The sequence below is a fragment of the Mesorhizobium sp. P2_A8 genome (assembly GCF_056404935.1).
Genome location: NZ_JBFUDB010000003.1, coordinates 1 through 18,812, shown reverse-complemented (window position 1 = coordinate 18,812; position 18,812 = coordinate 1). Strand labels below are relative to the sequence as shown.

The window sequence follows — 18,812 nt, the reverse complement described above, 5'->3', positions numbered from 1 at the left end:
CTTTCATCCAACCAGATTGCGCATGTTGGCGGCGCTGCGCCGGATCATGTCGAGCTCATAGGAAACCAGGGAACCGTCGTCTTCGCGCTCCCAAGGCGTGCGGTAGTCGGCATCGTCGGGTAGCCGATTGCGCTGCGCGGCAGCCAAGCAGGCGGCAAATTCGCGCGCCGTCTTCTCGGGATAGCCGTGCCACCAGTCGTCGCGCAGAAAGCGGACATGCCGCGCCTCCAATGCGCCCGGTTCGAGAACGGCGGTCATGCGATCGTGGTGTTGGCCGAGAATTGCGATCAGCTCGGGAAACGGCACCGCGCCATCGCCGATGGCACAACGGATCAGTCGGTAGCCTTCAGTCGTGAACTGCACGCGGTAATCCTTGAGGTGGACATGGCGAACATGCGGTGCGATCCGTCGCGCAAAATCGAGCGGCGCTTCGCCGACCGGGAATGTGTTGCCGGTGTCGAAGGTGACGCCGACGCCTTCGCCGCCGAGTGCGCAGAAATCGACAAGTTCCTGGCTGGTGAAGTCCTGGTGGTTTTCGATCGCAAGGACATGGCCTTCGGCAATCGCGCGGGGACCCCATTCCTTCAATCTCTCTCGAATGATGCCGGCGTACTCGCTCCATGTCTCGCCGGCAGCGTTGCGGTCGCCGCATAGAACCGGCGTCAGCGCCGTTCGGATGATTTTGGCCCGCAGCAGACGCGCGGCCCGAAATGCGTCGTCGAGCGGTTCGCCCACCAGAAGGCCGCTGCTGACGATCGGTGTGATCCCAAGGCTGGCGAGCCTTTCGCGCAGCGCGATCATCGCGTCGTCGGAAAGCTCGCTTAGCCATGGCACCCAGATCTCCAGCACCCGCGCGCCGAGTTCGGTCGCAAGCGCGATGAAACCTTCCAGCCCTGCCGGCTTGGGATTGGCGCGTGGCGTGCCGCGGGCCTGGAGGCCGAGATGATAGGTCAGACCGTAGGGGTTCAGGCCGACCTGGAGCATGGAGCGATCCTTTGATTCGGGTGAGGTCATCGCAGGCCGGCATCCACGGTGATCGACTGCTTGGTGATCATGCGGCTGTCGTCGGCGGCGAGGAACAGCACCGTGCGCGCGATCTCCTCGCCGAGCAGAACCCGGCGGATCATCTGGCGCTGCACGACCTGATCGACGGACGCCTGCGTCTTGAACCAGAGCTGCCGTTGCCGATTGGTGATGACGGCACCCGGCTCGATGGCGTTGACGCGGATGTTGTCGGGGCCAAACGCCTGCGCCAGCGCGAATGTCAACCCGACCACCGCAGCCTTGGCCGCCGCATAGGGCGCCATCTCCGCCGCGCCGAAACGCCAGGCGATCGAGGAAAAATTGACGATCGAGCCAAAGCCCAACGCCTTCATGTGCGAATGCACGGCCTGGGCGGCAAAGAAGTGGTGCCTGAGGTTCACGTCCTGGGCGTGGTTCCAGGTCGCCTGCGTGATGTCGGCGACTGGCTGGCGATTATCATCGGCGGCGTTGTTGACCAGCACGGCGACAGGTCCGAGGCGGTCGTGCACCGTGCCGATCGCAGCCTGGAGGGCGCGAATATCGGTCACGTCGCAGCGCATGAACAGTGGCGCGTGCGGTGCCGTGGCGGCGAGTTCGCGCGCGAGCGCCTCGCCGGCCTCCTGCTGCAGATCGAAAAACGCGACGCGTGCGCGATTGGCGGCGAAGGCGCGGACCGTGTCGGCGCCGATGCCCGACGCGCCGCCGGTGATCAGCACGACACGGTCGGCCAGGCTCGGATAGGTGGCGAAGGACACTGCGAAACTCTTTCAGATCAGGCGTTGGGTCGTCGGGTCGAACAAGCACGCACGCGCCATGTCGATGCCGAGCGTCACCGTCTCACCCATACGCGGCGTGCCGTCGGGGTCGAAACGGCCGGTGATCTCCCTGCCGCCCAGGCGCAGAACGGCCATGGTCTCCGCACCTGTCGGCTCGACCAGTTCGACCACGGCATCGATTTGCGCGATGCCAGGCTTGCGACGCGCCAGATCGGGATCGAACCGGTAGATGTGCTCCGGCCGGATGCCGAGAATGAGCTGTCGCGGCGTATCGGATGGAAGGGTCTGGACGATCGGCAGGCTGACCGTCTTGCCGTCGGCGGCCTGCAAGGCGACAGTCGGGCGACCGCCTTCTTGGCTCCGTTCGGCCGGCAGAAAATTCATCGCCGGCGAACCCATGAAGCCCGCGACAAACATGTTGGCCGGACGGTTGTAGATCGTGGCCGGCTCATCGAATTGCTGGACCGAGCCCTGGTGCATCACGGCGATGCGCGATGCCAGCGTCATCGCCTCGACCTGATCGTGGGTGACGTAAACCGTGGTCTTGCCGACGCGGTGGTGCAGCTTCTTGATTTCGGTACGCATGTCGACGCGCAGCTTGGCGTCGAGATTGGAGAGCGGCTCATCGAACAGGAACAGTTTCGGATCACGCACCAGAGCCCGGCCCATCGCGACGCGCTGGCGCTGGCCGCCCGAAAGCTGTCCGGGCTTCCGCCCAAGCAGCGGTTCGATCTGCAGGAAAGCGGCAACCCGCTTGACGGCCTCGTCCTGCTGCGGCTTCGGCACGCGGCGGCTTTCCATGCCGAAGGTGATGTTCTCGCGCACCGTCATCGTCGGGTAAAGCGCGTAGGACTGAAACACCATGGCGATGTCGCGGTCCTTCGGCGCAACCGAATTGACCAGCCGGCCGTCGATGCGGATCTCGCCGGAGGTTACGGTTTCCAGCCCGGCGATCATCGCCAGCAGGGTGGACTTGCCGCAGCCGGACGGCCCAACCAGCGCGATGAACTCGCCGTTCTGCGCCTCGAGATCGATGCCCTTCAGCACCTCGACGGCGCCGAAGTTCTTGCGCAGGGATCGGATGGTCAATGTCGACATGCGATGCCCTTCTTGGCGGACGGAGCGACAGGCGACATGAGACAGGTTCCGCTCACTTGATCGCGCCTCACTTGATTGCGGCTCACTTGATCGCACCTTGGGTCAGGCCACGGACGAAATATTTGCCGCCGAAGAGATAGATCAGCAGTGGCGGCAGCGCGCCGATCAGCACGGCGGCGCTCATGACGTCATAGGCGCGTACATTCGTGCCGCTTGCGGTCAGCGCGACGAGCGCGGCCGTGATCGGCTGTTGCTGCCCGGAGGTGAAGACGACACCGAACAGATATTCGTTCCAGATTCCGGTGAACTGCCAGATCACCGTGACGATCAGGATCGGTGAGGACAGCGGCAGAATGATCTTGCGGAAGATGCGCCAGAAGCCCGCGCCGTCGATGCGCGCCGCCTTGATGAGATCGTCGGGGATGCTGACATAGTAGTTGCGGCAGAACAGGGTGGTGAACGAAATGCCCTGGATGACGTGGATGAGAACAAGCCCGTAGACCGAATTGCTGAGGCCCAGATTGCCGAGGATGAATGCCCATGGCATCAACGAAATCTGGCCCGGAATGAAGACGCCGAGCAGCATGCAGGTGAACAGCGCTTCCGAACCCTTGAAGCGCCATTTCGACAAGATGTAACCGTTCATCGCGCCGACCGCCGTCGAGATGATCGTCGCCGGGATCGTCATTTTCAGCGAGTTATAGAAGTTGCGCTGCATGCCCTCGCAGGTGCCGCCGATGCAATAGGTGCTCCACGCCTGGCCCCAGGCTTCGAGGCGGAAGCTGCGTGGCAGCGAGATCAACCCGTTGCGCGCGATCTCCTGCTGATCGCGGAATGAATTCAGCACCACGACCAGCAGCGGGACCAGGTAGATCGCCGCGAAGATGACCAGCAGCCCATAGATAACGAAGCGGGCGAGGAAATGCCGGCGCGCCGCAACTGCCGCAGCGCGACGATCGAGCGACTGGTCCAGCACGACGTCAGCCATGGCCGGTTTCCTTGCGCCGCCGCCAGACCACCCAGAACGAATAAGGCACCAGCACCACGGCAAGAGCGGCAAGCATCATTATGGCCGCCGCCGCACCTTCGCCGATCTGGCCGCGTTGGAACATCAGGTCATAGACGTAGATGGCGGGGAAGGTGGTCGAGATCCCCGGGCCACCTTTGGTGAGGGCCGCCACGAGGTCGAAGGTCTTGATGGCGAACTGGATCTGGATGACGGCGACTGCCAGGAAGATCGGCGCAATGGTTGGCAGAAGCACTTTGCGATAGATGCGGAAGGTCGATGCGCCATCGATCTGCGCGGCCTTGACGAGGTCCTGATCCACCGAACGCAGGCCGGCCAGGAAGAGCGCCATGGCAAAGCCCGAGGCCTGCCAGACACCGGTGATGATCACCGCGTAGATCGCATAGTGTCGGTCGCTGGCGAGTGCGAAACTGAAGCTCGTCCAGCCGAAACCGCGCACCAGCGCCTGGATACCGTCGACCGGGTTGTAGAGCCAGCTCCAGACCGTGCCGGTAACGATGAAGGAGACGGCCAGCGGATAGAGAAAGATCGTGCGCCAGACCGCTTCGCCGCGCACGCGCTGGTCGATCAGGATTGCCAGCAGCAGTCCCACGGCCATCGAGCCGACGATGTAGAAACTGCTGAAGAAAAACAGGTTGTTGTAGGCGATGTTCCAGCGCCGGTTCGCCCACAGTGACGCGTAGTTGTCCAGGCCCACGAAGCCGTAGGTCGGCAGCAGCGAGGAGTTCGAGAGCGAGATGTAGAGCGTCCAGCCGGTGAACACGAAGACGTAGACGAAGCTCGCCACAAGGGAGGGGCCGAGCACCAGCAGGGGCACCGCGGAGCCCAGCCGTTCACGCCAGGGGCGGGCGGGCGTAGGAACCGACAGGATCAGGTCGTGATTTGACATTCAGAGCACTGGACTGGCAGAGCGCGGGACTGGGATGGAGGATGGCCGGGGTGCGGATAGAAATTGCGCCCGGCCATTCCCGTCTATTTCTGTGCTTCTGCCGCGTCGGCCATCGCGTTGGCGCCATCCTCGGCTGACATGTCGGGCGTCGCCACGAACTCGGTAATGGAGTCCATGATCGCGCCGCGCATCTTCTGCGGGATGGTCATGTTATGCGCCATCGAGCGGACCAGCGTGCCCTCCTTGATCGACGCCTGCAGATCCTTCTGCGAGAGCTGCTGGCACGGATTGAAGCCCTTCGACAGATCGATATCCAGGCGTGAGGGGATCGAGCCCTTGGCCTGGTTGAAGACCGTCTGGAAGTCGGGCGACAGGATTAGGCTGGCAAGCAGCTTCTGGCCGTCGATGTAATCCTGGTCCTTCTGCTTGAAGAACACGACCGAGTCCGAGTTGAGGATGAAGCCGGGTTTGCCCCAATCTGTCGGCGCCTGGGCGCAGACATAGTCGGTGCCTTCCTTGAAGCCGGCGGCGGTCAGCAGGCCGATCGTCCAGTCGCCCATGATGTGGAACGCCGCGTCGCCCTTGCCGACGAGCGCCGACATCGAATCCCAGTCGCGGCCGACCATGCCCGGATCCATGTACTTGCTCGTCATCAGGCGCATCTGCTCGAAGGCCTTGACCATCCCGGGGCTGCGCATGGATTCGACATCGCCTTGGACGAAGGCCTTGCGATAGAGATCGATGTCCTGGCCATAGAGCACGACCTCGAACACCGTCGAATCCGTCCAGTCGGCGGTCGAATGCGAAATGCAGATCTTGCCTGAGGCGACGATCTTGTCGCAGGCCGCATTGAACTCGGCCCAGGTCTTGGGCATTTCCGCCACGCCGGCCGCCTGCATGACCTTCGGCGAGGCCCAGAGCCAGTTGATGCGGTGGATGTTCATGGGAGCGGCGACCCATTTGCCGGTCGGCTTCATCACCGGAAGCAGTTCCGGCGCGACCACTTTCTCCCATCCTTCCGAGGCCGCCAACTCGTCGAGATCGGCGGTCATGCCGGTCTCGTTCCACTCGGCGATTTCCGGGCCTTTGAGCTGCACGGCAGGCGGCGCATTGCCGGCGATCACGTCGGCACGCAGCTTGGCCAGTGTATTGGCTGTGTGACCGGCGATCGAGGTCTGTTCCCATTTGCCGCCCTTGGCGGTGAACATCTCGCCGAGCTTGGCGATCGCCTGGGCGTCCGATCCGGTCGACCATTGGTGCAGCAGGTTCGTCTTGGGTTCGGCAAAGGCTGCCCCGGTGACAAAGGTGCACGCAGCAGCAGCGACCGCGAAGGCGGTCATGACGGATTTCATGGTTTCACTCCCACATATGGTTGCACGGTTCGTATCGACCGCTTATGGCCGCGGTTTGAAGCCGCCGCCGGCGAGATGCGTTAATCTCGAGTTCTTTCCAAGATGACATATTGGAGCTATCAGTCAACGATGTTTATGTTGATCCATGACAAAACCTTCGCTTAGAACCTGGCTGATCGACAGACCGTCCGCGTCGCCGGAGAGCATGATCGTGCGATGCCTGAGTGAACGCGGCGTACTCTCCGCGTCGCAGATCGCACGGGTCACCGGTCTGGCGCGCTCGACTGTCTCAACCGCGCTCAATGGCTTGAGAAAGTCGGGGATGGTGATCGAAGCTCCGACCAGCAGCGATGGCATCAGAGGTATCGGCCGGCCAGCCGCGGCGGTTACGCTCAATCCGACAGCGGGCACCTGCGTCGGAATTCACCTGGCTCTTCAGCAGATACGGCTGATCGTCGCCGATGTCTCGCATTCCGTCATTGCTGAACAAACTATCCCCATGGCTCTGGACTACCAGCCGCAACAGGCGGCCCAGATGGTCAAATCGGCAATTGCCCAATCTTACAAGGAAAACGGTCTGCCGGCGGCGGGACTCCTGGGGGTTGGGGTTTCCGTCTCCGGCCCTGTCAGCCGCGATGGAGTGGTGCTGCGCGCGAGCATGGTTCCAACATGGGCCGGCGTCAACATACGAGATGTGTTCGGGCCTGTCCTGGAACAGCCGATCTTCGCCGACAACGAGAGCAACTGCTCGGCCATTGCGGAGCTGATGTGGGGTGCGGCCATCGGCCAGGACGATTTCGTTCTGTTCAAGATTGATCTGGGTGTCGGTGGGGCCATTGTCCAGCAAGGCCGGCTGGTGACAGGCATCGCTGGCGGCGCCGGCGAATTCGGGCACATCAGCATCGATCCCGGCGGCGATCTTTGCCGGTGCGGCAATCGTGGATGCTTGGAGCTCTATGCAAGTTTTGCCCGGCCACTGGAACAGATTTCGCGTGTCGTGCGGCGGCAGGTCACAATGGACGATGTCATCACCATGGCCGAGCAGGGCGACGTCAGGGCGTTGCGGATGATCGAGGATACCGCCGAGATAGCCGGCCGGGGTCTCGGCCTGATCGGCTCGGTGCTCAATCCGCCGCTTATCATCATCGGCGGCCACATGGCTTTGGCAGGCGACATTCTATTGACCCCGCTGATCGCGTCCTATGAACGCCACACACTCATCAAGTCCCGCGATATCGCTCCGGCCCTGCGCACGCGCATAATCGTCGGCAAGCACACCGAGAACGATGCGTTGCTGGGCGCGGTCGGCCTGGTGCTGAGACACCAGACGAAGGAACTGTCGCTCGGCTGATCGTCAGGATCAGTCACTTGTGCCAGGTCAGGCGACGCCCGTGGGCTCACGGAGTCGCTTTTCGCGCTGGGCCAACAGTGGCGCGTTCGACCAATTGCACGCCGATGTTGACGCGCACGATGTTTGCGCCCGGATCTGCAATGCGTTTCATCAGCATCTGTATGCCGGCACGGCCCAGCTCGACGCGGTCGATGCGGATGGTCGTCAAGGGCGGGCGGCTATGAAGGGCGACCGCGATATCGTCGAGACCGATGACGGAAAAATCCTCTGGAACCGAGAAGCCGCTGCTTTGCAGCGCCTGCATGACGCCTAGCGCCACGATGTCGGTACTGCAGAGAAAGGCGGTCCCATCGGCCAGGCGGCCGTCCTGCAGCACTTGGCGGACAACCTGCTGCGTTTGAGATTCCTGGACGCCGAATTTGGACAGGTCCAGGACATGGCGCTGCGGATCGAAGCGGATGCCGGCTTCCTCGAGCGCAACCTTGAAACCCTCGAGCCGGCGGCGCAAGGACAGGCGATGCGGCAGTGTGACGTGAACGATCTCGCGATGCCCGGCGCTCAACAGGCGCTGCGTCGCGAGCCAACCCGCTGACCAGTTGTCGGGCAGGACACTGTTCAGGCGCATCGTGCGGTCCATGCCGTTGATGAGAACGGCCGGCAGTTTGCTGGCGATGATCCGCTCCAGCGCCTCCGGCTGGTCAAGGGCCGATGGCGGCGACCGCTCCGGTCCTGCCGGCCTGCAGCAGGTCCTCCACATCGGCCACCACCGAATCGAGGGAAACCAGGCGCACGTCGATCCTGAGCGAATGGGCGGCCGCCTCGTCTAGGGCGCCACGGATGACGTCCTCGTAGAACTGCGACCGTGAATAGAATTCCGCCGGCATGAGCATCGCGACGCTGTGGACACCTGCCTTATGCAGCGACCGTGCGGTCTTGCCCTGGTAGCCGTAGCGCTCGGCGATATCGAGGATCTTGCGCCGGCTCTCCTCGCCAACGCCGCTCCTGTTGTTGAGAACCTTCGAAACGGAAGCCACCGAAACGCCAGCCGCATCGGCAATGTCGCGAAGGGTCGGGGCGCTGGAGTTGTCGTCCATCAGGAATGATGCTTCCGATGCTGCGTTTGCTGATTTCCTGATCGTCGTGCCGGCAGGTTACTGCGCATTGCCGTTGATTCTCTACCAAAAGAACTGGGTATGCCCAAGCGAACGCATCAAGGCTTCCATGAAATAGTAGTCGCCGTAAGGAAGCATGTTGTCCGAAAAGCCGGCAGTGACATGCGCAGCACCATGCGCCAGCAGGCCCTGCGCTTCCGGATCTTCGGTGAGATCGCAACTGTCGAGCAGTCCGGCAAGCAAGCGCGCCCCGAACGCACGCCAGCGCGCGGCCTCTTCCGGCTCGCACCGGTGGGCAAGCATATACACGCCGGCGGCCATGATCGCGCCGGCGGAACTGTCGCGCGGCGCGTTGACTGCATCGGGCGCCGAATAGTCCCAGGCCGGGACGCCGTCGGTTTCCATCAGCGCCTCCGCCTTGGCGGCAAGGCGGCGGGCCGCGTCGAGGTAGAGCGGGTTGCCGGTGGCGGTGGCGCACTGCGCGAAACCATGGATCAGCCAGGCCTGCCCGCGCGACCAGCATGAACCGTCGGCATACCCCTGATGGGTCTCGCCACGTAGGGGCTCGCCGCTGGCCGTGTCGAAAACGAAGGTGTGGAAGCTGGTGTCATCGGCGCGCACCACATGTTTCAACGTGGTTGCCGCATGTCCCTCGGCGACATCGTAAAAGTCCATGCGTCCGGTCTCGCCATGCGACCAGTGGAGCAGCGCGAGGTTTTGCATCGTGTCGGCAATGATGCGGCCATTGGCAAATTCGGCCAGCGTCCCGCCGTGAATGGAACGCGCGTTCCAGGCCTGGAGATAACGACCTTCGGGTCGATATCTGCCCAGCAAGGCTGTCGCGGCCTCGAGCGCCATCCGATGCGCTTCCCGATCACCGGTCATCAGCCAATCCGAGACGCAGCCCAGCGAGAACTGAAAGCCCAGATCATGATCCTGCGCGTTGTGGTTGGCCAGAATACCCCGGAACACAGGGCGGCGAGCCCGGGCAGCGTTCAGGAAAACCGGATCGCCCGTCAGTTGCAGCGCCAGCCACAATTGTCCCGCCTGGAAACCGATCACCCAATCATAGGGGCCGCAATAGCTCCATGTGTTGTCGGCGAGGCCGATCTTGGGATTGCGCAGGCCGATGACGGGCATTGTGGCGCGCAGCCGGTCGATGCAACGGGCCAGCGCCTGCTGGCGGCGGTCGCGCTGGGGGTCCGGATTGGTGACCTCAACGGCCTGGAAATAGCTGCTTCGCTCGACGCCCATTTTTGCTGACCTTTTCGATTGCAAGCCCTTTCGCATGGCGGAGAAATTTCCGTCAATAGAGAAACTTTCTCTTAATAACAAAACTTTCGAATCCTGGTTTGCCGACATCGGAGGCGTCCGGTTTGGAAGTCGCCGTTCGTGCCCGCAGCACAGTGCTGTCGCGTCGTTGGAAGAGGGATGGCATGTCGGCTGTCGCCGCATTCGAAGTGAAGGCACCTCGCGATCGCTCTGGTCTGAGAGAGCAGTTGGCCGGCTATGGTTTCCTCGCGCCCTGGCTCATCGGCTTCTTCACCTTGACCCTCGGGCCCGCGCTGGCCTCGCTTTACTTCTCCATGACCGACTACAGCGGCATGTCGGCGCCGAACTGGGTCGGCGCCGACAACTACCTCCGCATTGCTACCGACGATCCGCGTTTCTGGACGGCGATGAACGTCACCTTCACCTTCGTCCTGTTGTCGGTTCCGCTAAAGCTGCTTTTCGCACTGGCAGTAGCGGTTGCGCTGAACAATGGACTGCGCGGCCTTTCGCTGTTTCGCGCCATCTTCTATCTGCCGTCACTCGTCGGCGGCAGCGTCGCAATTGCGGTGCTCTGGCGGCAAGTCTTCGCCGGCGACGGCCTGCTCAATCAGGCGCTGAACGCGGGAAACTTCAGCCCAAATAGCACGATGATTGCGATCGCCATGCAGGCCCCACTCCGCTTATGTGCGCGGCGCCAGATGTATACCGGCAAGCGTGCAGCGCACCGATCCACCGGCGCGTTCTATGGTCGGGATATCGAGCGGCACCAGTCGAGCGCTTTTACTGATTGTGGCGATCTGCTGCGGCGTCAGTGCCGACAATGCGGTCGAGGACAGCGCAAGGATGCGCCCGTCATTGCCCTGCAGCTCGATCGCATTGCCGGCGAACCTGGCGATCTGGTCATTGGCAAGGGCGATGACCTCGCGGCCCGATCGCTCGAAGCGGCCGACGATTTCCCGCCGCCTGGCTGGATCGGTGATCATGCCCAGACCGATCATCGCAAAATCGGTGGCGACACACATCAGCACATTGGTGTGGTAGACGGCCACCCCATCCGCGCCTTGCGCCGAAAAGGCCATCGGCTCGAAATTGAACTGGGTGCAGAAACGCTCGAGCGCGATCGGGTCGGTGCGGTCGGAACGAACCGCATAAGCGACCCGGTCAATGTGATCGAGCACCATAGCGCCGGTGCCCTCGAGAAAGAGGCCATCCGGTTCGAGCCCCGAGTAATCGATGACCTCCTGCACCCGATATTGAGACTTCAGCATTTCGATAATGTCGGCGCGCCGTTCCCGCCGCCGGTTCGGCGCCTTCATCGGATAGATCGCCACGTGGCCGCCCGCATGAGTGGAGAACCAGTTGTTCGGGAAGACGGAGTCCGGTGTATTGGTGCCGGTGTCGTCGAACAGATGAACGGCGACGCCCTGCTCTCGAAGCACCTGAGCCGCGTGGGTGATTTCCGCATGGGCCGGCGAAGACAGGTCGGCGCCGGTATCATCCATGCGCTGAAAGCGGTTGTCGGACGCGGTCTGCGTGTTGACGGTAAAATGGTGCGGCCGGATCATCACCACGGCGGAAGGGGCCTGGACGGAGAGAACGGAGCGTTTTTTCATGAGAGGCTCCTGTTGTTCAGCGGGCGCGTTGGAACATGCCGAACAGGTCGCGCGGGTCGTCAGGATCGGCGATCATGTCAAGGTCTTCATAGAGATCGGTGCCGACGATGCGCTCGCGCAGATAGCGCAGCGCCGAAAAGTCCTCGATGGCAAAACCGACGCTGTCGAAAAGGGTGATCTGTCGAGCGTCACGGCGCCCGGGCACCTCGCCGGTAACGACGCGCCAGAGTTCGCTGATCGGATAGTCGCTGCCCATCTGCTGGATTTCGCCTTCGCCCCAGGTCTGCGGCGGGTACTCCACGAAGGTATCGGCGCGCAGCAGGATGTCGCGGTGCAGCTCCGTCTTGCCGGGGCAGTCGCCGCCGATGGCGTTGATGTGAACGCCCGCACCGATCATGTTGTCGGTGAGGATGGTGGCAAACTGCTTGTCGGCGGTACAGGTGGTGATGATGCCGGCCCCTTCGATGGCGGCTTGCGCCGAGCCGCAGGCCACGACGGTGAGCCCGGAACCAGCGAGATTGCGGCGGGTCTTTTCGGTGGCGCGCGCGTCGATGTCATAGAGCCGGACGGTGTCTATGCCGCACACGGCCTTGATTGCCAGGGCCTGAAATTCCGCCTGGGCGCCATTGCCGATTATCGCCATGGTTCGAGCCCCCTGCGGCGCCAGATGTCGCGCGGCCATGGCCGATGTCGCGGCGGTCCTGAGCGCCGTCAACAGCGTCATCTCTGTCAACAGAACCGGGTAGCCGGTGGAGACGTCGGCCAGCAGCCCGAAAGCGGTGACGGTCTGCAGGCCTTCGGCGGTATTCCTGGGATGCCCGTTGACGTATTTGAAGCCGTAGGTCTTGCCATCCGAGATCGGCATCAGCTCGATGACGCCGTCGTGCGAATGGCTGGCGATCCGAGGCGTTTTCTCGAAGCTCTCCCAGCGGCGAAAGTCGTGTTCGATCAGGTCGCAGAGTTCGCGCAGCATGGTCTCGATGCCAATGTGGTGCATGAGGCGCATCATGTTCTTCACGCTGACAAAGGGCACAATTGCCTTTTGTGAGGGGAGTTGAGCGTTCATGATCCGGCCCTGCCATGGTTGACTTGCGAGAACTCTACGGTGCTCGGGTTGCTGGCCGAAATCTCAAAACCGATATAAATTGGTCAGGAGATTGATCAATTTGATCACTTGAACTGGTAAAACGGATAGGTAAGGGCGATGAACGACGAGATCGCGAAGTACGTGCCGGACAGCCTCGACCGCAGGATCATCGGGCACTTGCGGATTGATGGACGTGCGTCGCTGTCCAAACTCGCCGACGCCCTGGGCGTGGCGCGGGGCACCGTGCAGAACAGGCTGGAGCGCCTCATCAAAACGGGCACGCTGATGGGTTTCACGGCGCGCGTCAGGGAGGACTACGACGAGAATGCGGTGCGTGCGGTCATGCTGATCGAGGTGGTCGGAAAGTCGACGACGCAGGTCATCCGCAAGTTGCGAGGAGTGCCGGAAATCCAGACCCTCCACACGACCAACGGAAAGTGGGACCTGGTCGCGGATATCCGGGCTTTGAGCCTGGCGGAGTTCGACCGGGTGCTGCGTCAGGTCCGCATGATCGACGGCGTGTCGAACAGCGAAACCAGCCTGTTGCTGAGCAGTGTGTGAGCGGAGCCCGCGCTGGTGGGCAGTATCCCATGTCCGCGGCCATCATCGCGAAATGGCGATGGGGGATCTAGCTGATCTGCTTGATCTCAAGCATATCGCGAAGCCTCTGGGCGTCTTCGTTTCCATACGACCCTTCAACGCGCGCTTCGTGGTCCTGCACGCGCCGGTTCTGGCTTTCCAAGGGGGCAGCGCCCTTGTCGGAAAGAGACATCCGCACTTTGCGACGGTCGTTCGGATCAGGATCGCGGTAGGCCAGCGCCTCCTCGACCATGCGGTCGACGAGTTTCGTCAAGGTGGATGATTGATCGCCAGCTCCTCGGCCAGCTTGCCCATGGTCGAGCCGCCGCCCTCGGACAGGGCCATCATCAGCCACCACTGGTATCCTTTCTAAATAGCCTGACCAAACTGAAACGCGCCGGGCGATGGATGTAAAGCGCCATCGGCGTGGCATAGGAGTTCTCCGCCGTCTTTGCGCGTTGCGAGCCTGACCACCCGTCGAAATTGGAATCGCGAATAGGTTTGGCGCGGACCCCGTTATTTCTGGCGGAAGGCGGAGTGGAACGACACAACCAACGGGCCCAAAATGTAATCGAGTGCGGTGCGTTCCTCGGTAACGATCATGACTGACGCTGGCATGCCCGGATAAAGAGCAATCTGCGGGGCTGCTGCCAATTCCACCCGATCGACCGCTAGGTCGGCCAGATAGTAGGGAAACCCAGTTTTACTGTCGGTGATGCGATCCGCCGAAATGCGGGTGATGCGTCCATGAATTATTGGTATCGAGCGCTGCTTGTATGATGTGAAACGAACTTCGGCCGCCATGTCGGGTCGCACGTTTGATATGTCCTCGACGCGAACCTGCGCCTGGACGATCAACGAATTCTCAGTTGGCACGATGTCGAGGATCGTCTGGCCCGGCGCGACGATCGCTCCGATCGAGAACACGCTCAGATCCATCACCTGGCCGTCATAGGGTGCGCGGACTTCGGCTCGGTCCATGGCAGCCTGGGCGGCAAACATCTTGGGCACAAGGTCGGCAAGGTTCGATTGCGTCTCGATCAGCATGGCCGACAGCTTGGCCCGACGTTCATTGGTCAATTGCGCGATCTGGCTATCGAGCTCGGCTTTGCTTTGTTGGCTGCCTGCGATTGCGCCGAGGTTCTCGTCGATCAGGCCCTGCAAGTCCGAGGCGGATCTTTCCAGTTCCAGAATGCGCGGGCGGGTCGTCAATCCGGCCTTGAGCAGCTTTGATAGGCTGGCCTTTTCGTCGACCGTCGATTGCAGCTGGGCCTGGTAGGAGTCAACCCGAGCGTGCTTGCCCTGGATCTGCTCCTCGAGTTCGGCAATCCGCCGCTCGAGGATCTGCCTGGCGCCGGCCATCGAGGCGCGCTGGGTTTCCAGGTCGGCGATCTGGTTTGCCATCGCATCCCTAAGGTAGGCCTCGTGTTCCTTGAGGATGTCCTTCGGGAAGGCAACCGCCTCGCTGCCGTCCAGTTCAGCCCGAATCCTGGCATCGGTTGCGCGCAACAGCGCATACTGCTGGGCATAGAGATTGAACTCGGACCGAATTCTGGTGTCGTCCAGCACCAGCATTATCTCGCCCTTCCTGACGACGTCGCCGTCCTTGACGCGGATCTCCTTCACCGTTCCGCCGTCGAAGTGCTGCAGGCTCTTGCGATTGCCTTCCACCTTGACGACAGCGTCGGCGAGCACGGCGCCGTTCAGCGGGGCAAAAGCCGCCCAGCCGCCGAAGATGCCGAAGAAGGCAAAGATGATGAGAAGGCCGATATAGGCCGGCACCCGGATCGAATCCGGGGCCAGGATACCGGTTTCGCCGGGCAGGCCCCGGTAGGTGAGGGCGCCGTCGCTCATCGATCTCTCCGGCCACAGCTCATTGGGTTGCCACCGCCATTGGAGCCGCCCGCTGGTTGAGCAGCGCCACGATCTCGTTTCTCATGCCGAAGGCCTCGACGGCGCCATCGCGCAACAGAAGAATCTTGTCGACGTTCGCCAGGGTCGAGGGACGGTGCGAGACGATGATCACCGTGCTGCCGCGGCGCTTGAGCTCGATCGCGCACTCGCTCAGCGCGCGATCGCCATCGGCGTCGAGATTGGAGCTCGGCTCGTCGAGAATGATCAGGTTCGGCGTTCCGAATACCGCACGGGCAAGAGCAATCCGCTGCCGATATCCTCCTGACAGCACTGCGCCGCCTTCGCCGATCTGGGTCTCATAACCCTGCGGCAGGCGAATGATCATCTCATGCACGCCGGCGAGCCGCGCGGCGGCTATCACCTCCTGGTCGACATTGGTCTTGAAGCGGCCGATGTTGGCGGCGACCGTATCGGAGAAGAGTTCTATATCCTGCGGCAGGTAGCCGATGTGGTCGCCGAGCGCGTCGTGCCCCCATTGCGACAGGTCGGCTCCGTCCAGCCTGACAGTGCCGCGGCTGGGTTGCATGACGCCCGCGAGATGACGCGCCAGCGTCGACTTGCCGGCGCCGGAAGGGCCGACGATTCCCAGCGCCTCGCCTGCGTCCAGCCTGAATGATACGTCCCGGAGAAGCACTTTCTGCTGGCTGGCAATTGCAAAGCTGACCTGCTCGACCGAAATCTTGCCGGTGGGCTTCGGCAGGTTGAACGATCTTTCGTTCTGCGCGCCACCGTCGACCAGTTTGTGAACCCTGGTCAGCGCCGCCCGCGCCAGGACCAGGTTGCGCCAGAGGCCGACGATCTGCTCGACGGGCTGCAAGCCTTTGCCCAACAATATGCTGGCCGCGAACATCGAACCGGCCGTGGCCTGCCGTTCGATCACCAGATAGGCGCCGAGGCCGAGGATCAGCGACTGCATGGTCAGGCGCAGGAAGCGGATCACCCCCGACATCAAGGCGGCGCGGTCGCTGGCTTGCGTCTGACGCCGGAGCGCCAGGCTGCGGTCGCGTCCCCAGCGGCGGATGAGGCCGTCGATCATGCCCATGGCGCGAATGACTTCCGAGTTTCTCAGGCTCATCTCGGTGAAATTGTAGTTGGCCGTTGCCAGGTCGCTGGCCTGCTTCAGCGGGGCGCGCACCAGATATTCGTTGAGCACCGCCATGGCGACGAGCAGCAGCGACGAGCCGAGCGCAAAGAAGCCGAGCCAGGGGTGCAGCAGGAAGATGATGGCGATGTAGATGGGCGACCATGGCAGGTCGAACAGCGCATTGATGCCCATACCGGTGATGACCTGCCGGAACGTGTCGAAGTCACGCACCGGCTGGCTCTGCGAGGAGCCCGACTGCGAGGTCTCGACCGACGCGGCCACGATCCTCGCCGACAGCAGCCGGTCCAGCCGCACGCTGGCGCGGGTCAGGATAGTGGCGCGCATGAGATCGAGGCCAGCCAGCGCAAGGAAGGCCGCCAGCAGCGCGATGGTCAGCATCACCAGCGTGGTCTGGCTGCCGCTGGTCACCACCCGGTCGTAGATCTGCAGCATATAGAGCGGCGAGGCGAGATAGAGCAGGTTGATCGCCAGGCTGAAGCCCGCCGCGATCAGGAAATAATGACGGCACGCCAGAAGGGCGTCCTTCACGATTTGAGATTTTCTAGCGAGACTCAAATACCCAGCGGAGAACCGCCCCCCTATCCACCCGTAAGCCGATACTACTCCCGATCCTTCCACCTGCCACGCAGCCCGTCGATATTCCTGTCGTAAACCTTAACGCGTAAGCTGGGTCAGGAACCGGCAATGGGAGGTGAGCCGCGACGCGGCTCACCTCCCGGTTCAAAGCACGAAGTCGCTCGCCGTCAGACCTAGGCCGATGCCAGTCAGCGTGATCTGGAATTCGGTGTTGGCTGCATTGCCGTTGACGTCGGCGCGGACGATCGTGTTGCCGCCGCTTTCCGACCAGGTGATGCTGTTGGCGACGGTGCCCGCATTCAGTCCGCCGAACAGGAAAGCCTGATCGCCGGCGGCTCCGCTGGCATCGATCGAGGACAGGTCGATCTTGTCGGTGCCGTGCACGAAGTCGGTGATGGTGTCGAAATTGCCGGCACCCGGCGCGGAATCCGTGACGGTTGGTCCATAGTAGAATGTGTCGGATCCCGCCCCGCCGGTGAGTGTATCGGCGCCGACGCCGCCAACGAGCCGGTCATTGCCGTCGCCGCCATTCAGCGTGTCGTTACCACCTTGGCCGAACAGCGTGTCATTGCCGGCCAGGCCGAAGATCTGGTCCGCCCCGCCATTGCCGTAGAGGACATCGTCGCCGCCTACGGGGTTGCTGAGATTGTCGCTCGAGTTGCCATTGCTGCCGGTGATGACCTGGAACGTCTCGGAATACTGGTAAGCAGGCCCGACCGGATCGCCGACCTGCGTTGACTGCACGGTTATGGAATACGCCTTGCTCGGCGAGAGGTCTCCCGAGCTCAACGTGTTGCCGGTGATCGAAAACAGTCCAGGGTCCGATTGCGAGGTGATGCTGTAGACGAAGCTGCCGGGGTCGGGATCGGTTGCGGACAGTGTTCCCGTGAACTGGAACGAGCTGAAAGTCACATTGTCCGTCGTAGTGCTCGGTGTGAGCTGGATGTCCGTCGGAGCAAAGCGCGGCGGCGCATCTGCAGTGCCGAGGATGTCGATGGCGACCGAGGTGTGGGTGCCGTCGGCGCTGACCACGTCGAAGTTCTCGGTATAGTGCTGACCAGCGACGAATTCGTCATGGGCAGAGCTTGCCGTGTAGGTCCACGCACCTGCCGCATTGATGGCGAAGGTGCCGTAGCTGCCCCCGGTTCCAGCCTGGACGACGAAGGTAGCCGGGCTGTCGACATCCGAGATGGTCAGCGTGCCGGAGGTGCTGATCGCTGCTGCGGAGTTTGCTTCCGTCAAGTTCACCGAGGCGGACGAAAGCACKGCSGCATCGTTGGTGCCGAGAATGTCGATGTGGACCGAGGTGTGGGTGCCGTCGGCGCTGACCACGTCGAAGTTYTCGGTATAGTGCTGACCAGCGACGAATTCGTCATGGGCAGAGCTTGCCGTGTAGGTCCAGGCGCCGGCCGCATTGATGGMGAAGGTGCCGTAGCTGCCCCCGGTTCCAGCCTGGACGACGAAGGTAGCCGGGCTGTCGACATCCGAGATGGTCAGCGTGCCGGAGGTGCTGATCGCTGCTGCGGAGTTTGCTTCCGTCAAGTTCACCGAGGCGGACGAAAGCACGGCGGCGTCGTTGGTGCCGAGAATGTCGATGTGGACCGAGGTGTGRGTGCCATCGGCGCTGACCACATCGAAGTCCTCGATGTAATGCTGGCCGTCGACGAACTCATTGTGGGCCGAGCTCGCGGCATAAGACCAGTTGCCGTCGGCATCGATCGAGAAGGTACCGTAGCTGCCGGCGGTAGCGGCCTGGGCGACGAAGTGCGGATCGCTGTCGACRTCCGAGATGGTGAGGGTGCCCGACGTCGAGATGTCGGCCGCATCATTGGTCTCTGTGAGGTTCACAGATGCCGAGGACAAGACGGCGGCGTCGTTGGTGCCGAGAATGTCGATGTGGACCGAGGTGTGGGTGCCGTCGGCGCTGACCACATCGAAGTCCTCGATGTAATGCTGGCCGTCGACGAACTCATTGTGGGCCGAGCTCGCGGCATAAGACCAGCTCATTGTGGGCCGAGCTCGCGGCATAAGACCAGTT

Annotated in this window: 17 protein-coding genes and 1 pseudogene; 3 read left to right on the top strand and 15 right to left on the bottom strand. The window is 62.5% G+C overall.

Annotated features, from left to right (window positions below):
- Positions 1–3 precede the first annotated feature (3 nt).
- The 6 genes from AC1D10_RS09675 to AC1D10_RS09650 all read right to left on the bottom strand — a co-directional run bounded on the left by AC1D10_RS09675 (position 4) and on the right by AC1D10_RS09650 (position 6,165).
- The gene (locus AC1D10_RS09675; RefSeq protein ID WP_477271014.1) at positions 4–984 is read right to left on the bottom strand and encodes a sugar phosphate isomerase/epimerase family protein; all 981 of its coding nucleotides are present in this window, start codon (positions 982–984) and stop codon (positions 4–6) included.
- Positions 985–1,010: 26 nt separating this feature from the next.
- The gene (locus AC1D10_RS09670) at positions 1,011–1,778 is read right to left on the bottom strand and encodes an SDR family NAD(P)-dependent oxidoreductase (protein ID WP_477271012.1); all 768 of its coding nucleotides are present in this window, start codon (positions 1,776–1,778) and stop codon (positions 1,011–1,013) included.
- Positions 1,779–1,790: 12 nt separating this feature from the next.
- Positions 1,791–2,897 (bottom strand): ABC transporter ATP-binding protein, encoded by a 1,107-nt coding sequence (locus AC1D10_RS09665; protein ID WP_477271010.1) that lies wholly within the window; start codon positions 2,895–2,897, stop codon positions 1,791–1,793.
- 82 nt (positions 2,898–2,979) lie between these two features.
- Positions 2,980–3,885 carry a carbohydrate ABC transporter permease gene (locus tag AC1D10_RS09660; RefSeq protein WP_477271008.1) on the bottom strand — a complete coding sequence of 302 codons (906 nt, stop codon included), beginning with the start codon at positions 3,883–3,885 and terminating at the stop codon, positions 2,980–2,982.
- Positions 3,878–4,813 (bottom strand): carbohydrate ABC transporter permease, encoded by a 936-nt coding sequence (locus AC1D10_RS09655; protein ID WP_477271006.1) that lies wholly within the window; start codon positions 4,811–4,813, stop codon positions 3,878–3,880. Before AC1D10_RS09655 ends, AC1D10_RS09660 begins: the two co-directional genes overlap by 8 nt.
- 83 nt (positions 4,814–4,896) lie before the next feature.
- On the bottom strand, positions 4,897–6,165 hold the full coding sequence (locus tag AC1D10_RS09650) for an ABC transporter substrate-binding protein (RefSeq protein ID WP_477271004.1): 1,269 nt from the start codon (positions 6,163–6,165) through the stop codon (positions 4,897–4,899).
- Positions 6,166–6,370: 205 nt separating this feature from the next.
- Between AC1D10_RS09650 and AC1D10_RS09645 the strand changes: the two genes are divergently transcribed.
- Entirely contained in the window at positions 6,371–7,516 is a 1,146-nt protein-coding gene (locus AC1D10_RS09645) for an ROK family transcriptional regulator (RefSeq protein ID WP_477271002.1), read from the top strand.
- Positions 7,517–7,562: 46 nt separating this feature from the next.
- Here AC1D10_RS09645 and AC1D10_RS09640 read toward each other — a convergent pair whose 3' ends face one another.
- The 3 genes from AC1D10_RS09640 to AC1D10_RS09630 all read right to left on the bottom strand — a co-directional run bounded on the left by AC1D10_RS09640 (position 7,563) and on the right by AC1D10_RS09630 (position 9,990).
- Positions 7,563–8,273, bottom strand: coding sequence for a LacI family DNA-binding transcriptional regulator (locus AC1D10_RS09640; protein WP_477271000.1), 711 nt, complete (start codon positions 8,271–8,273; stop codon positions 7,563–7,565).
- The gene (locus AC1D10_RS09635; protein ID WP_477270998.1) at positions 8,215–8,610 is read right to left on the bottom strand and encodes a LacI family DNA-binding transcriptional regulator; all 396 of its coding nucleotides are present in this window, start codon (positions 8,608–8,610) and stop codon (positions 8,215–8,217) included. Before AC1D10_RS09635 ends, AC1D10_RS09640 begins: the two co-directional genes overlap by 59 nt.
- Positions 8,611–8,691: 81 nt before the next feature.
- Positions 8,692–9,990 carry a hypothetical protein gene (locus tag AC1D10_RS09630; protein ID WP_477270996.1) on the bottom strand — a complete coding sequence of 433 codons (1,299 nt, stop codon included), beginning with the start codon at positions 9,988–9,990 and terminating at the stop codon, positions 8,692–8,694.
- Positions 9,991–10,064: 74 nt separating this feature from the next.
- Here AC1D10_RS09630 and AC1D10_RS09625 point away from each other — a divergent pair.
- Positions 10,065–10,520, top strand: a pseudogene (locus tag AC1D10_RS09625) (carbohydrate ABC transporter permease); the annotation flags it as partial.
- Positions 10,521–10,580: 60 nt separating this feature from the next.
- On the opposite strand, the gene ctlX reads toward AC1D10_RS09625, so the two are convergent.
- Entirely contained in the window at positions 10,581–11,513 is a 933-nt protein-coding gene (ctlX, locus tag AC1D10_RS09620) for a citrulline utilization hydrolase CtlX (RefSeq protein ID WP_477270994.1), read from the bottom strand.
- Between the two features lie 16 nt (positions 11,514–11,529).
- Positions 11,530–12,579, bottom strand: a complete 1,050-nt coding sequence (locus tag AC1D10_RS09615; RefSeq protein ID WP_477270992.1) for an ornithine cyclodeaminase — start codon at positions 12,577–12,579, stop codon at positions 11,530–11,532.
- Positions 12,580–12,717: 138 nt separating this feature from the next.
- On the opposite strand from AC1D10_RS09615, the gene AC1D10_RS09610 reads away from it, so the two are divergent.
- Entirely contained in the window at positions 12,718–13,161 is a 444-nt protein-coding gene (locus AC1D10_RS09610; RefSeq protein WP_477270990.1) for an Lrp/AsnC family transcriptional regulator, read from the top strand.
- A 67-nt stretch (positions 13,162–13,228) separates the two neighbouring features.
- On the opposite strand, the gene AC1D10_RS09605 is transcribed toward AC1D10_RS09610, so the two are convergent.
- The 4 genes from AC1D10_RS09605 to AC1D10_RS09590 form a co-directional block, all read right to left on the bottom strand.
- Entirely contained in the window at positions 13,229–13,453 is a 225-nt protein-coding gene (locus AC1D10_RS09605) for a MarR family winged helix-turn-helix transcriptional regulator (protein ID WP_477270988.1), read from the bottom strand.
- Positions 13,454–13,695: 242 nt separating this feature from the next.
- On the bottom strand, positions 13,696–15,033 hold the full coding sequence (locus AC1D10_RS09600) for an HlyD family type I secretion periplasmic adaptor subunit (RefSeq protein WP_477270986.1): 1,338 nt from the start codon (positions 15,031–15,033) through the stop codon (positions 13,696–13,698).
- Between the two features lie 19 nt (positions 15,034–15,052).
- Positions 15,053–16,726: a type I secretion system permease/ATPase gene (locus tag AC1D10_RS09595; RefSeq protein ID WP_477270984.1), complete on the bottom strand. Its 1,674-nt coding sequence runs from the start codon at positions 16,724–16,726 to the stop codon at positions 15,053–15,055.
- Between the two features lie 192 nt (positions 16,727–16,918).
- The gene (locus tag AC1D10_RS09590; RefSeq protein ID WP_477270982.1) at positions 16,919–18,781 is read right to left on the bottom strand and encodes a VCBS domain-containing protein; all 1,863 of its coding nucleotides are present in this window, start codon (positions 18,779–18,781) and stop codon (positions 16,919–16,921) included.
- Positions 18,782–18,812: the final 31 nt, after the last annotated feature.

Coding starts and splice junctions, on each gene's coding strand:
- AC1D10_RS09675 (WP_477271014.1), bottom strand. CDS start 984: ATGCTCCAGGTCGGCCTGAACCCCTACGGTCTGACCTATCATCTCGGC.
- AC1D10_RS09665 (WP_477271010.1), bottom strand. CDS start 2,897: ATGTCGACATTGACCATCCGATCCCTGCGCAAGAACTTCGGCGCCGTC.
- AC1D10_RS09660 (WP_477271008.1), bottom strand. CDS start 3,885: ATGGCTGACGTCGTGCTGGACCAGTCGCTCGATCGTCGCGCTGCGGCA.
- AC1D10_RS09655 (WP_477271006.1), bottom strand. CDS start 4,813: ATGTCAAATCACGACCTGATCCTGTCGGTTCCTACGCCCGCCCGCCCC.
- AC1D10_RS09650 (WP_477271004.1), bottom strand. CDS start 6,165: ATGAAATCCGTCATGACCGCCTTCGCGGTCGCTGCTGCTGCGTGCACC.
- AC1D10_RS09645 (WP_477271002.1), top strand. CDS start 6,371: ATGATCGTGCGATGCCTGAGTGAACGCGGCGTACTCTCCGCGTCGCAG.
- AC1D10_RS09640 (WP_477271000.1), bottom strand. CDS start 8,273: ATGTGGAGGACCTGCTGCAGGCCGGCAGGACCGGAGCGGTCGCCGCCA.
- AC1D10_RS09635 (WP_477270998.1), bottom strand. CDS start 8,610: ATGGACGACAACTCCAGCGCCCCGACCCTTCGCGACATTGCCGATGCG.
- AC1D10_RS09630 (WP_477270996.1), bottom strand. CDS start 9,990: ATGTCGGCAAACCAGGATTCGAAAGTTTTGTTATTAAGAGAAAGTTTC.
- ctlX (WP_477270994.1), bottom strand. CDS start 11,513: ATGAAAAAACGCTCCGTTCTCTCCGTCCAGGCCCCTTCCGCCGTGGTG.
- AC1D10_RS09615 (WP_477270992.1), bottom strand. CDS start 12,579: ATGAACGCTCAACTCCCCTCACAAAAGGCAATTGTGCCCTTTGTCAGC.
- AC1D10_RS09610 (WP_477270990.1), top strand. CDS start 12,718: ATGAACGACGAGATCGCGAAGTACGTGCCGGACAGCCTCGACCGCAGG.
- AC1D10_RS09600 (WP_477270986.1), bottom strand. CDS start 15,033: ATGAGCGACGGCGCCCTCACCTACCGGGGCCTGCCCGGCGAAACCGGT.